Annotated in this window: 10 protein-coding genes; 7 read left to right on the top strand and 3 right to left on the bottom strand. The window is 61.4% G+C overall.

The features are described 5' to 3' along the window. Positions 1-36: 36 nt before the first annotated feature. The 7 genes from KJQ12_RS05920 to KJQ12_RS05890 all read left to right on the top strand — a co-directional run bounded on the left by KJQ12_RS05920 (position 37) and on the right by KJQ12_RS05890 (position 10,628). Positions 37-903: a carbohydrate ABC transporter permease gene (locus KJQ12_RS05920; RefSeq protein WP_213483874.1), complete on the top strand. Its 867-nt coding sequence runs from the start codon at positions 37-39 to the stop codon at positions 901-903. Continuing rightward, positions 900-1,730, top strand: coding sequence for a carbohydrate ABC transporter permease (locus KJQ12_RS05915; protein WP_015256133.1), 831 nt, complete (start codon positions 900-902; stop codon positions 1,728-1,730). Before KJQ12_RS05920 ends, KJQ12_RS05915 begins: the two co-directional genes overlap by 4 nt. Positions 1,731-1,760: 30 nt before the next feature. Next, the gene (locus KJQ12_RS05910) at positions 1,761-4,655 is read left to right on the top strand and encodes an alpha-L-rhamnosidase (protein ID WP_213483873.1); all 2,895 of its coding nucleotides are present in this window, start codon (positions 1,761-1,763) and stop codon (positions 4,653-4,655) included. 152 nt (positions 4,656-4,807) lie between these two features. Next, on the top strand, positions 4,808-7,504 hold the full coding sequence (locus tag KJQ12_RS05905) for an alpha-L-rhamnosidase (RefSeq protein ID WP_213483872.1): 2,697 nt from the start codon (positions 4,808-4,810) through the stop codon (positions 7,502-7,504). A gap of 249 nt (positions 7,505-7,753) precedes the next feature. Continuing rightward, complete coding sequence (locus KJQ12_RS05900) at positions 7,754-8,845, top strand: ABC transporter substrate-binding protein (RefSeq protein ID WP_213483871.1); 1,092 nt, start codon at positions 7,754-7,756, stop codon at positions 8,843-8,845. A gap of 65 nt (positions 8,846-8,910) precedes the next feature. Then, positions 8,911-9,834, top strand: coding sequence for an ABC transporter permease (locus KJQ12_RS05895; protein ID WP_213483870.1), 924 nt, complete (start codon positions 8,911-8,913; stop codon positions 9,832-9,834). After that, positions 9,834-10,628: an ABC transporter ATP-binding protein gene (locus tag KJQ12_RS05890; RefSeq protein ID WP_213483869.1), complete on the top strand. Its 795-nt coding sequence runs from the start codon at positions 9,834-9,836 to the stop codon at positions 10,626-10,628. Before KJQ12_RS05895 ends, KJQ12_RS05890 begins: the two co-directional genes overlap by 1 nt. Positions 10,629-10,724: 96 nt before the next feature. On the opposite strand, the gene KJQ12_RS05885 is transcribed toward KJQ12_RS05890, so the two are convergent. The 3 genes from KJQ12_RS05885 to KJQ12_RS05875 all read right to left on the bottom strand — a co-directional run bounded on the left by KJQ12_RS05885 (position 10,725) and on the right by KJQ12_RS05875 (position 13,901). Next, positions 10,725-11,549, bottom strand: coding sequence for a carbohydrate ABC transporter permease (locus tag KJQ12_RS05885; RefSeq protein ID WP_244860455.1), 825 nt, complete (start codon positions 11,547-11,549; stop codon positions 10,725-10,727). Further along, positions 11,546-12,460, bottom strand: a complete 915-nt coding sequence (locus tag KJQ12_RS05880) for a carbohydrate ABC transporter permease (RefSeq protein WP_213483868.1) — start codon at positions 12,458-12,460, stop codon at positions 11,546-11,548. Before KJQ12_RS05880 ends, KJQ12_RS05885 begins: the two co-directional genes overlap by 4 nt. A 103-nt stretch (positions 12,461-12,563) precedes the next feature. Beyond that, a complete protein-coding gene (locus KJQ12_RS05875) occupies positions 12,564-13,901 on the bottom strand; it encodes an ABC transporter substrate-binding protein (RefSeq protein ID WP_213483867.1) in 1,338 nt (445 codons plus the stop codon). Positions 13,902-14,036: the final 135 nt, after the last annotated feature.

Below are 14,036 nucleotides of genomic sequence, written 5' to 3'. Positions count from 1 at the left end.
CAGAGCCGTTTGCTTCAGTATCGGGAGGAGATCCGCTTGAGCAAATTGCAAAGAAAGATTTACAGTTACAGCTTCCTGGTGCCGGCGGCGATTGTTTACATCATCATTTTCATCGTCCCCACATTTCTGTCCTTCTTCTTCAGTCTGACGCGCTGGACGCTGTCGGACTGGGAATACATCGGACTGGACAACTTCATCACGTTCTTCAAGGAGCCTTATCTGTCCATCGGGTTCCGGAACACGTTTATTTACGCGGTTGTCACGTGCGGACTCAAGGTTGTGCTCGGTCTGCTGCTCGGGGTGCTGCTCACGGGCGCCCTCCGGATCAAAAACTATCTGCGGTCCGTTGTCTTCTTCCCGACACTGGTCAGCACCATCGCCGTCGGCATCACGTTCAGCGTCATGATGCATCCGACGACGGGGCTCATCAACGAGACGCTGTCGTTCTTCGGCATCAAGGGTCCGGACTGGCTCGGCAACCCGTCCATCGCCCTGCTGTCCGTCGCGATGGTGGACGTGTGGAAGGGCGTCGGTTTTGCGACGGTGATCTATATTGCCGGGATCATGTCCATTCCCGAGCAATATTACGAAGCGCTGCAGATCGACGGCGGCGGCTCGTGGCACAAGTTCTGGCATATTATTCTGCCGCTCAGCCGTCCGGCGACCAACTCGGTCATCATCCTCGCCTTCATCGGCGGGCTGCGCAGCTTCGATCTGATCTGGGCCATGACGAAGGGCGGCCCCGGATTTTCCACGGACGTCATCGCTTCAATTATCTATAAGCAGTATCAGGCCGGCTTCTACGGTCTGTCGACGGCGGGCAACGTGATCCTGTTCCTGTTCGTCAGCCTGCTGGCCTTCCCGCTGTCCCGTTTCCTGACCCGGAAGGAGGTGGACCTGTGAGCAGAAAGGGGCGTCTGCTGACCATCGAAATCGTATCGGTGGCGCTCAGCATCATTCTGTTCTGGGTGCCGCTCTATTTCGTCATCCTGACGGCGCTGAAGAACCCGCAGGAAGCGGCGCGCATGAATCTGGACTGGCCGACGGAGATCCGGTTGTGGCAGAACATCAAGGAAGTGTTCGTCTTCCGCGACTACATGCTGGTCCGCGCATTCTGGAACAGCACGCTGCTCACGGTGCTGTCCATTGTGGTGCTGACCGTGGTCAGCTCCATGGCGGCCTTCGTCATGCAACGCCGCCAGGACAAGGCTTCGCCCTGGATTTCCTTCTTCGTGCTGGCGGGGCTGATCATTCCGCCCGCGGTCGTGCCCACCATCTGGGTGCTGAACGGCCTGGGTCTGTTCAAGACGATGACCGGCCTCGTGCTGGTGGAAGTGGCGCTCGGCTTCCCGTTCTGCGTCATGCTGTACAGGGGCTTCATGGGCACCATCCCGAAAGATATCGACGAAGCGGCGGTGGTGGACGGATACGGCGGTTACCGGCTGTTTTTCCAGATCATTTTCCCGCTGCTCAAACCGGTGACGTCGACGATCATCGTGACGCAGGCGGTCGTCATCTTCAACGATTTCGTCAATCCGCTCTACTTCCTGCCGGGTTCGAAGAACGTCACGCTGCAGCTTACCCTGTACAACTTTACGAGCCAGTTCATTTCGAAATGGAATCTGCTGTTTACCGACATTCTGCTGATTACGATTCCGCCGCTGATTCTGTTCATTTTCTTCAACAAGAGAATTGTGGCGGGCATGGTGGCCGGATCCGTCAAAGGATAACGGAAACATGAGGACGGAGGAGACTTATAAATGGCGAACTTGATCGTGACGGATTTGACCTGCGAATACCGGACGAACCCGCTTGGCATCGGCGTGCGCAGGCCGCGCTTCAGTTGGAAGCTGGAGGGCGGCCGGCGGGGAATCCTCCAACAGGCGTACCGGCTCGCGGTTGCCGCGGAAGACGGCGATTTCGACCGGCCGATCTGGGATTCGGGCAGGGTGGAAAGCGGCGAATCCGTGCTGGTGGAATACGGCGGGCCGGAGCTGGCATCGCGCACGAAGTATGTCTGGCGGGTCAAGGTATGGGATGACGCCGGCCGGGAGGCCGCCAGCGAACCGGCTGTGTTCGAGACGACGCTGCTGGAGCTCTCGGAATGGCGGGCAAGCTGGATCACGCCGGCGGCTTCCGCCATCGATCCGCAGACGGACGCGGCGTTCCTGCTGCGCAAGTCATTCCGGGTGAAGGGTGGCGTGAAGGCGGCCCGGATTTACGCCACGGCAGCGGGAGTATACGAACTGTACGTGAATGGACAGCGGGTGTCCGACGAAGAACTGTCGCCCGGCTGGACCAGCTATCAATACCGTCTGCAGTACCAGACTTACGATGTGACGGAACTGCTGAAGTCCGGCGACAATGCCGTCGGCATCCATCTGGGTGACGGCTGGTACCGCAGCGGCATGGGATTCGAGCAACTGAACTACAAGTACGGGGACAGGCGCGCGGCCCTGCTGCAGCTCCACATCCGCTACGAAGACGGCACGGAAGAGATGGTCGCGACCGACGCGTCCTGGCGCGCGGCGACCGGCCCGGTGACGTACTCCACGATCTACAACGGCGAGACGTACGACGCCCGCCTGGAGCGGAAGGGCTGGAGCGAAGCGGGCTATGCGGATGACGACTGGGCGCCGGCGGAAACAATCGACCTGCCGATGGATATTCTCGTGCCGCAGGAGAACTGGCCGGTCCGCGTGACGGAGACGATCCGGCCGATCGCCTTCTTCGTGACGCCGGCCGGCGACAAGGTGCTCGACATGGGGCAGAACATGGTCGGACGCATCCGCTTTACGGTGGAAGCGCCGGCCGGCACGACGATCGTGCTGCGCCATGCGGAAGTGCTGGACAAGGACGGCAACATCTACTTCGGCAATTTGCGCTTCGCGAAACAGACGGTCACCTACATCGCCAAAGGTGAAGGCAAGGAAACCTACGCTCCCCGTTTCACGTTCCTCGGCTTCCGCTACGTGAAAGTCGAAGGCTGGCCGGGAGACGAGCTGCCGCTCGATGCCTTCGTCGGGGAAGTGATGCATTCGGACATGCCGCGGACGGGTGACTTCTCCTGCTCCGACGAGCGGGTCAATCAGCTCCAGCGGAACATCCAGTGGGGTCAGCGCGGCAACTTCGTCGACGTGCCGACCGACTGCCCGCAGCGGGACGAGCGGCTCGGCTGGACCGGGGACGCCCAGGTGTTCATCGCCACGGCGCTGTACAACTTCAATGGCGGTCCCTTCTTCACGAAATGGCTGCGCGACCTGAAGGCCGAGCAGAGAGCCGATGGCGGCGTGCCCTTCGTCATTCCCGACGTGGCGGACGGCCACAGCTCGTCCGGATGGGGCGACGCGGCGGTCATCTGTCCGTGGACGGTGTACCGGTATTACGGCGACCGGCGTCTGCTCGCCGAGCAATACGACAGCATGAAGGCGTGGGTGGAATACATCCGGGCCCAGGGCGACAACGAATACATGTGGGAGACCGGGTTCCATTTCGGCGACTGGGTGGCGCTCGACGCCAAGGAAGGCAGTTACGTCGGCGCGACGCCGCTGCCGCTCGTGGCCACGGCGTATTACGCTTACTCCTCGAGACTGCTGAGCGAAGCGGCCCGCGTGCTCGGCAGGGACGATGAAGCCGCGAAGTACGGCGAGCTGCATGCCCGCGTCGTCCAGGCGTTCCGTGACGAATTCATCACGAAGACCGGCCGGATGGCGTCGCCGACGCAGACGGCCCACGTGCTGGCGCTCGCCTTCGATCTGGCGGGAGACGCCGCGCCGCGCATCGCCCGGGATCTGAACGATCTGATCATCGAGAACGGCTACCATCTGACGACGGGCTTCCTCGGAACGCCGTACCTGTGCATGGTGCTGTCCGATCACGGCTACCACGACACGGCTATGCGCCTGCTGCTGCAGGACGGCTATCCGGGCTGGCTGTACTCGATCTCCAAAGGCGCGACCACGATCTGGGAGCACTGGGACGGCATCAAGCCGGACGGCACATTCTGGAGCGACGACATGAACTCGTTCAACCACTACGCCTACGGCGCCGTCGGGGAATGGATGTACCGCAAAGTTGCCGGTCTGGACATGGACGGCGCCGTTCCCGGTTTCAAGCGGCTTCATATTGAGCCGCTGTTCGGCGCGGGGCTGCTGAGCCGCGCGAAGACGTCCCATCTGTCCATGTACGGCAAGATCGAGACGGCATGGAGCATCGACGGCAATCGGGTGCAGGTGCAGGTGTCCATCCCCGCGAATACGACGGCCCGGGTGGTGCTGCGCGGGGCGGCGGTCGAGGGATTGAGCATCGACGGTCAGCCCGTTGGCGCGGGCGGTTCGTACCCGGCAGGCGTCCAGTCGATTGCCGCGACGGATCGCGGCGTGGAAGCGGAGATCGGATCAGGAGAATATCGGTTCGCCTACGAGGCGGTGAATCTGTTCCGCAAGCGGTACACGACGTCTAGCCGGCTGCTGGAACTGCTGACCGACGAACGCGCGGAACGGGCGGTCCGGCGCCACATGCCCCATCTGTTCGGATCGCCGTCGCTCAACTTCCTGCGCACATCCACGCTTCGGGAGCTGGCGGAGAACGGCATGAGCCGCGTGACCCGTGAGATGGTCGAACGGGTGCTGGAGGAGCTCGCGGAAGAGAAATGAATCATGCTTGCATTATTGAAGCCGCATCGCAGATGCGGCTTTGTTTATTCCATATAATAATCTATTTGAATATAACAAATGCTTCCCAATCGGAACGATCCTTTGTATAATGATGGAACTCGAGATGAGCGAATGCGGAGGAGGGAACGCTTATGGGGAATTTGGTTGCGACGGATTTGACCTGCGAATACCGGCGAAATCCGCTCGGCGTCGGCGTGCGCAGGCCGCGGCTCAGCTGGCGGCTGGAAGCCGGCCGGCGGGGAGTCCTGCAGCGGGCGTACCGGCTTGCGGTGGCCGCGGAAGACGGCGATTTCGACCGGCCGGTCTGGGATTCGGGCAGGGTGGAAAGCGGCGAATCCGTGCTGGTGGAATACGGCGGGCCGGAGCTGGCATCGCGCACGAAGTATGTCTGGCGGGTCAAGGTATGGGATGACGCCGGCGAGGAATCGCCCTGGAGCGAGCCGGCCGTATTCGAGACGACCTTGCTGGACCGGTCCGAATGGCAGGCGAGGTGGATTGCGCCGGCGGCTTCCGCCATCGATCCGCAGACGGACGCGGCGTTTCTGCTGCGCAAGGCGTTCCGGGTGAAGGACGGCGTGAAGGAGGCCCGGATTTACGCCACGGCGGCGGGAGTGTACGAACTGTACGTGAACGGCCGGCGGGTGTCCGACGAAGAACTGTCGCCCGGCTGGACCAGCTACCAGTACCGGCTGCAATACCAGACCTATGATGTGACGGAGCTGCTCCGGGCCGGGGCCAACGCCGTCGGCGTCCATCTCGGCGACGGCTGGTACCGCAGCGGCCTCGCATTCGACAAAAGGAATTTCAAATACGGGGACAGAAGAGCGGCTCTGGTTCAACTCCACATTCGTTACGAAGACGGAAGCGAAGAAATGGTCGCGTCCGACGCATCCTGGCGCGCGGCGACCGGCCCGGTGACGTACTCGACGATCTATGACGGCGAGACGTACGACGCCCGCCTGGAGCGGGACGGCTGGAGTGTAGCGGGCTATGCGGATGACGACTGGGCGCCGGCGGAAACGATCGACCTGCCGATGGAGACCCTCGTGCCGCAGGAGAACTGGCCGGTCCGCGTGACGGAGACGATCCGGCCGATCGCATCCTTCGTGACGCCGGCCGGCGACAAGGTGCTGGATATGGGCCAGAACATGGTCGGCCGCATCCGGTTCACGCTCGAGGCGCCGGCAGGCACGACGATTGTGCTACGCCACGCGGAAGTGCTGGACAAGGACGGCAACATTTACTTCGGCAATCTGCGCACGGCCAAGCAAACCGTTGTGTACACCGCCAGGGGAGAAGGCCGGGAAACGTACGCGCCTCATTTCACTTTTATGGGCTTCCGCTACGTGAAAGTCGAAGGCTGGCCGGGAGACGAGCTGCCGCTCGACGCCTTCGTCGGGGAAGTGATGCATTCGGACATGCCGCTTACGGGCGAATTCTCTTGTTCCGACGAAAGGGTCAACCAATTGCAGCGAAACATCCGGTGGGGGCAGCGCGGCAACTTCCTCGACGTGCCGACCGACTGTCCGCAGCGGGACGAGCGGCTCGGCTGGACCGGGGATGCCCAGGTGTTCATCGCCACGGCGCTGTACAATTATCACGGCGGTCCTTTCTTCACGAAATGGCTGCGCGATCTGAAGGCCGAACAGCGCCCCGACGGCGGTGTGCCGTTCGTCGTTCCCGACGTGATCGGCGACGCCAACTCTTCCGGCTGGGGAGACGCGGCGGTCATTTGCCCGTGGACGGTGTACCGTTACTATGGAGACCGCCGGCTGCTTGCCGAGCTGTATGACAGCATGAAGGCGTGGGTCGAATACATCCGCGCCCAGGGCGACAACGAATACCTGTGGAATACCGGTTTTCATTTCGGCGACTGGGTGGCGCTGGATGCCGAGGAGGGAAGCTATGTCGGCGCCACGCCGCGGCCGCTGATTGCCACGGCGTATTACGCTTACTCCTCGAGGCTGCTGAGCGAAGCGGCCCGCGTGCTCGGCAAGACGGAGGATGCGGCGAAATACGGCGAGCTGCATGCCCGAGTCGTCCAGGCGTTCCGCAACGAATTCATCACCGGCGACGGACGAATGACGGCGCAGACGCAGACGGCCCAAGTGCTGGCCCTCGCCTTCGATCTGGCGGGAGACGCCGCGCCGCGCATCGCCCGGGATCTGAACGAAATGATCATTCGGAACGGTTATCATTTGACGACGGGCTTCCTCGGAACGCCTTATCTTTGCCTGGTGCTGTCCGATTACGGCTATCATGACACGGCCGTCCGCCTGTTGCTGCAGGAAGGATACCCGGGGTGGATCTATTCCATTTCAAAAGGCGCCACCACGATCTGGGAGCATTGGGACGGCATCAAGCCGGACGGCACGTTCTGGAGCGACGACATGAACTCGTTCAACCACTACGCATACGGAGCCGTCGGAGAATGGATGTACCGAAGGGTTGCGGGTCTGGACATGGACAGCGCCGTTCCCGGTTTCAAGCGGCTTCATATTGAGCCGCTGTTCGGCGCGGGGCTGCTAAGCCGCGCGAAGACATCGTATCGGTCCATGTACGGCAGGATCGAGACGTCATGGCAGACGGACGGCGGCCGGATACGCGTGCAAGCGACCGTCCCGGCCAATACGACGGCCCGGGTGGTGCTGCGCGGGGCGGCGGTCGGGGGTCTGAACATCGACGGAAGGCTCGTTGGAGCGGACGGTTCGTATCCGGAAGGCGTTCAGTCAATCGCCGCGACGGATCACGGCGTGGAAGTGGAGATCGGATCAGGAGAATACCGGTTCGACTACGCCACGGCCGGCCGGTTTCCCGCAAGAAAATGACGTATCGACATGCAGAAATGTTAATTAATTAAATTAATTTTCAAGTGAGACCAAATTCGTAAATTTTATCAATTGACTAATGTTTGACACTCCTTATATCATAGTTTATGTTACTTCATACTTTATGGATGTTAACGCTTACATTCCGCGCAGCTGCTTGTTTCAAGCGTTCGCCTTCGCGGCGGGGCGCTCTTTCCGCGGAATTGTACAAGCTGGATCAACGTCCGTTATGACGAGGAGAAGTGGGATATGAGAAGAGCGGGGTACTTGTTATTGATCGGCCTGCTGGCCGTCATGCTGGCGGCTTGCGGTCAAGGCAAGAATGACAATGCCGGCGGCAATGCGGGAGGCAATTCGAATGCGTCCGGCGGCACGAACGCGGAACAGCCGGCCGGAAATGCGGAGCAACCGGACGGGGGCGCGGAGCAGTCGTTCCGGATCGCGATCTCCCAGTATGTGGAGCATCCGTCGCTTGACGCAACCCGTGAAGGATTCATCGCGGCGCTGAAAGATGCCGGTCTCGAGGAAGGCGTCAACCTGACGATCGACTACAACAACGCGCAGGCGGACTCGACGAACAACCTGTCGATCGCGCAGAAGATCGCGGCGGACAAGAATGATCTGGTGCTGGCCATCGCGACGCCGTCCGCGCAATCCGTCGCCCAGATGGTGAAGGATACGCCGGTGCTGTTCGCTGCCGTAACCGATCCGCTGGCAGCCAAGCTTGTCGACAGCATGGAAGCGCCGAGCGGCAACGTCACGGGCGCCTCGGACACGAACCCGGCTGCCGTCCAGCAGCTCATGGACTTCATCGCCGAGCACTTCCCGGACGTCAAGACGGTCGGCATCATCATCAACGAAGGCGAGACGAACGCCGTCGTCATGGCCGAGAACGCCGAGCAGCAACTGGCGAAGCACGGCATCCAGGCGGTCAGAGCGGCAGTCGCGAACACTTCCGAAGTGAAACAGGCAGCCGAGTCGCTGGTCGGCCGCGCCGACGCGTTCTTCATCACGCTCGACAACACGGTCGTCAGCGGCGTCGATGCGGTCATCCAGGTCGCGAACGAGAATGACATTCCGTTCTTCTCCAGCGACCGCGATACGGTAGAGCGCGGCGCGTTTGCCACCGTCGGGTTCAAGTATTTCGACCACGGCTACCAGGCCGGACAGATGGCTGTCGAGATTCTGAAGAACGGCAAGAAACCGTCTGAACTCGCTGTCACGCTTCCGGACAAACTCGATTTCATCCTGAACCTGAAGGCGGCTGCTGAGCAAGGCATCGACGTGACCGATGAGATGAAAGCAGTCGTGCAAGATCCGGAGAACAACATTATCGAGTAAAAGGACGACAACGGGAGTGAGCGGTCTTTCGTTCACTCCCTTCGTGTGTCAGGAGGACGAGCATCATGCAAGCAATTTGGACTTCGATGTCCGGATCGGTGGAGGCCGGGCTGCTGTACGCCCTGATGGCGCTCGGCGTCTACATCACGTTCCGGATTCTGGATTTCCCGGACCTTACGGTCGACGGCAGTTTCACGACCGGCGGGGCGATCGCCGCAGTGATGATCAACGCCGGCTATTCCCCGTGGCTCGCGACGGCGGCGGCGCTTGCCGGCGGGCTTGTTGCCGGCTCGCTTACAGGCCTGCTGCATGCGAAGGGCAAGATCAACGGCCTCTTGTCCGGCATTCTGATGATGATTGCGCTCTATTCGATCAATCTGCGCATTCTGGGCCGGCCCAACATGTCGCTGCTGGGCATGGACACGATCTTTCCGCCGATTGAACGGGACCGCAGATGGATGCTGCTGATCGTCATCGCGGTCGTGATCGTGATCATCAAACTGCTCATCGACGCGTTCCTCAAGACCGATCTCGGGCTGGCGCTGCGGGCGACCGGTGACAACGCGAAAATGATCGGCAGCTTCGGGGCGAATACGGACACGACGAAAATTATCGGCGTCAGCCTGTCCAACGGCCTGGTGGCGCTGTCCGGCGCGGTCATCGCCATGCAGCAAGGGTTCGCCGACATCTCGATGGGGATCGGCATGATCGTCATCGGTCTGGCGTCCGTCATCATCGGCGAAGCACTGTTCGGCGCGAAGACCGTCTTCCGCGCGACGCTGGCGGTCGTGCTCGGCTCGATCGTCTACCGGATCGTCGTGGCGCTCGCGCTGCGCGTCGATTGGCTGGAGTCGTCGGACGTCAAGCTGATCACGGCGATCATCGTCATCATTGCCCTCGTCGTGCCGACGGCGTCGCGATCGTGGACGATGAAGAAGCAGGCCTACAAACGCTCTCGCGAGCTGGCGGGATCGGAGGCGGGACGCTGATGCTTCGTCTGACGAATATTTACAAGCTGTTCAATCCGGGCACCGTCGACGAGAAAACGGCGCTCGCCGGCATCAACCTGCAGCTCAATCCGGGCGACTTCGTGACCGTCATCGGGAGCAACGGCGCAGGCAAGTCGACGCTGATGAACATCATCTCCGGCGCGATGCGCCCGGACATGGGGGACGTGCTGATCGACAACCAGAACGTCACCCAGATGCCCGAGTTCAAGCGCAGCATCTTCATCGGCCGCGTGTTTCAGGACCCGATGGCGGGCACCGCGCCACGCATGACGATCGAAGAGAATCTGGCGATGGCCTACAAGCGAGGGCAGGGCCGCGGCCTCCGGCTCGGGGTGACCCGCCGGAGACGGGAGATGTTCCGCGAGCAGCTCGCCCGGCTCGGCATCGGCCTGGAAAACCGGCTGCGCGCAAAAGTCGGCCTATTGTCGGGCGGGGAGCGCCAGGCGCTCAGCCTGCTGATGGCGACGTTCACGAATCCGCGCATCCTGCTGTTGGACGAGCATACGGCGGCGCTCGACCCGGCCCGCGCGGATCTGATCACGCGGCTGACGGAGACGATCGTGAGAGAGCAGCGGCTGACGACGCTGATGGTGACGCACAATATGGAACAGGCCATCCGGCTCGGCAACCGGCTCATCATGATGGACAAGGGCCGCATCATCCTGGACATCGATCCGGATAAGAAAAAGTCGCTCACCGTCGAGCGGCTGCTCGGCGAATTCGAACAAATCAGCGGCCACAAACTGTCCGATGACCGCATCGTCCTCGGGTGACCGACATGATCTCGTCCAAATCGTTCCTTGCCGTGACCGTCACGACCCTCGCGGGTCTGGCGGTCGCTTTTCTTTGAGGGAGAAGGCCACGGGCGCCTAGCCTTTCACCGACCCGGCCGTCAGCCCGCGGATGAAACTTTTCGAGCCGAACGCGAACAGCATAAGCACCGGCAGCGTGCCGATCGACAGCCCGAGAATCTGCGCGGCGAGGTCGGTCCGGTACGCGTCGCCGAGCGTCGTGATGCTGAGCGGAATGGTATACAGATCCGGATTGTTGATGATGATAAGCGGAAGCAGATAGTTGTTCCAGGACCACAGGAACACGAGCAGCGACAGCGTCGTAACCGCCGGCATGATGAACGCGGGCACGATGCGGAAGAACAGCCCGAGATCCGAGCAGCCGTCGATCCGGGCGCTCTCGAGCACTTCGTTCGGCACGGCGCCCTTGATGAACTGCGTCATCCAGAAGACGCCGAACGCGTTGGCGATCCAGGGCAGGATGAGCGGCATCAGCGTGCCCGACAGGCCGAGGTAGCGCATTTCGATGACGTAGGCGACGATGCCGAGCTGCGACGGAATCATCATCGTCAGCAGGATGGCGGAGAAGATCAGGTTCTTGTGTTTGAAATCGTATTTGGCAAAGGCGAAACCCGCGAATGCGCTGACGAAGACGGAGAGCACCGTGCTTGCGGCCGACACGACGAAGCTGTTCCAGTAGGCCAGATCAAAACGGCTCGCCGCCACCGTCTTGAAGTTCTCGATCAGATAGCTGCCCGGCAACAGGACGATCTTGCGAAACAGATCCTCGTTCACATGCGTGCCCATGATGATCATGATGTAGAACGGCAGCAGCGAGAACAGGGAGAGCAGCGCGATGCCCGTCGTGGCGAGTATCGAGCGCAGCGTCATGTTCATCTTCATTCCGCATCCCCCTTGTACAGTCTCACGCCGAGGAACGAGAACAGCGCGATGATGAGACAGAGCCCCCAGGCGATCGCGGCGCCGAGGCCGTAGCGCGTCGTGCTGCCGAACGCCGTGTCGTACATGTTCCAGACGGCCGTCAGGCAGCAGCGGTCCGGTCCGCCGATGACGGCGGATGACGACCCCATGCCGGAGCCGGACAGCAGCAGCATCGGTTCCTCGAGGAGCTGGAACCCGCCGATGATGCCCGTGATGACGATGAACATCGTGACGGGCCGGAGCAGCGGCAAGGTGATCGAGAAGAAGGCGCGCAGGCCCGTCGCCCCGTCCACCTGGGCCGCCTCGAGCAAGTCCTTCGGAATGTTCGCCAGCCCGGCCAGGTAGAAGATCATCGTGTAGCCGAACCCTTTCCAGACGAGCATCAGGATGATGACCATCCGCGCATAGAACGCCTCGCCGAGCCAGTAGATCGCTTCGTCGATGAAGCCGAAATGCAATAGCAGCTTGTTCACGACGCCGGCCTGCCAGTCGAACAGCAGGTTGAACATGAGGCCGATCGCGACCGGCGTGACGATATACGGCATGAAATTGACGAGCTGGAAGAACGCCCGCCCTTTCACCGCGCGGCTGTAGAGCAGCGTCGCGATGACGAGGCCGAGGACGATCTGCAGCGGCAGCGAGACGGCGACGAAGAGCAGCGTGTTGCCGATCGACTTGAAGAAGTAGGAATTCGGATTGAACAGATGCAGGTAGTTGTCCAGCCCGATGAACGTTTTGTCCCGGATGCCGTCCCAGTCGGTCAGGCTGACATAGAACGAGAAAATGATCGGGAACAGCCCGAAAGCCGCGTAGAACAACAGATACGGCGAGAGAAACAGATACGGCATCCGCCTGCGTTTGGCCGCTTCCATGCTCCACCCTCCTGGCGCGTGGGATTCCGGACGGACCCGGCCGGTCCGCCGGGGATGGCGACGCGCGGCCGCATCCGCGAGCCGCGCGCCTGTCATGCTTGGGTCAGTTGATGACGATGTTGGCGTTCTTCGCTTTCAGTTCCTGTTCAATGCGCGCCATCGCATCCTCCAAGCCGAAGCTGCTGTCCTTCGCCAGCGTCTGGATGATGATGGCCATCGCTTCGTCGAGCAGCGAATCGTTCAGGTTCTCCGGCACGTCGGTCGTGACATTCGAGATGTCCACGAAGAACTTCTTGCCGATATCCTGATCGCCGAAGTTGCGCCAGTTCCACTTCGTAAACTCCGGATCTTCATAGGCCGGCTTGTAGTGCGTGTAAACCCCGTCCGTCTTCTGCGCTTCCGCGCCTTCCTGCGACATGGACGTGAACTCGATCCATTTCCACGCCAGTTCGGCGTTCTTCGCGCCCTTCGGGATGCCGTGGGAAGAGCCGCCCCGGATGAATCCGCCGCCCGGCGCGACCATCAACGCCCAGCGGTCGTCCGCCGGGTCGTTCGGACCGATGACGTATTGCGGCATCCAGACCGGCGAGACCGCGAACATGTAGTCGCTTGTGGCGAACGAGGCGTTCCACGCCGGCGTCCATTGGTCCAGTTTGCCGACGATGCCGGAGTCACGGAATTTGACGAGCAGGGCGACGCGTTCCCGCACGACGTCCGTATTCATCGTATCGCCGTCGAAGAACGGCTCGGACCGCTGCCCCTTCAGAATGTCCCATACGCCGCCGAGGCTCGGGAACATGAGCACTTTGCCGCCGCTCTTCTGCACGACCTCCTGCCCTTTCGCGATGAACGTGTCCCAGTCCGGAAGCAGCTTTTCCATCTCTTCCGGATTGTCCGTGCCGAAATGTTCCCGCGCCAGCTCCTTGATGTAGGCGATGCCCGAGACGCTCATGTCGTCCGGTATGGCGACCATGTGCCCGTTCATCGAGAAGGCCGCGATGTCATACTCGAACAGCACCGACAGATCGGCATTGAACGGCACAGCCTCGAGGTTCTGCAGGATGTCCATGTCGAAGATTTTCGCCTTCTGGCCGCGTTCGATCCGGATGACGTCCGGAAGCTCGCCGCCGGATGCGATCGTCGTCTGCAGTTTCTTCGGGACGTCTTCCGCCGCCACTTCCACGCGTTTCATTTTGATGCCCGGATATTTCCGGTAGAAGGCTTCGAGAGCGATCGGATGCTCCGGCTCCCACGTCCAGAGCACGAATTCCCCCTTCAGTTCACCCGAGCCGCCGGAAACTTCCCCGGAACTTCCTCCGGAATTCCCGCCGGCACCGTCGTCTCCGCCCTTGCCGCCGCTTCCGCCGCCGCATCCGGCGAGCAGGCCGGCCAGCAACGAGAGAACGGCAAGCAGAGGGAGTAAGCGCTTACGAATGGTCATGTGAACGGCATCCTCCTTTATCGGTGTGCATCGGGATGGTTCGTGCCTCCCACTATACACGGGTCCGGCAAAGGGCGTAAATACGCCGATTCTGCAATCTTGGTCGGAATTCTGCACTCCGCTTGCCTCGTCTCC

Origin of the sequence: Thermobacillus xylanilyticus (assembly GCF_907165215.1) — a bacterium.
In the GTDB taxonomy this organism is placed as follows: domain Bacteria; phylum Bacillota; class Bacilli; order Paenibacillales; family Paenibacillaceae; genus Thermobacillus; species Thermobacillus xylanilyticus.
Note: the sequence above shows the minus strand (reverse complement) of the source record. Positions and strands in the feature narration are given on the sequence as shown.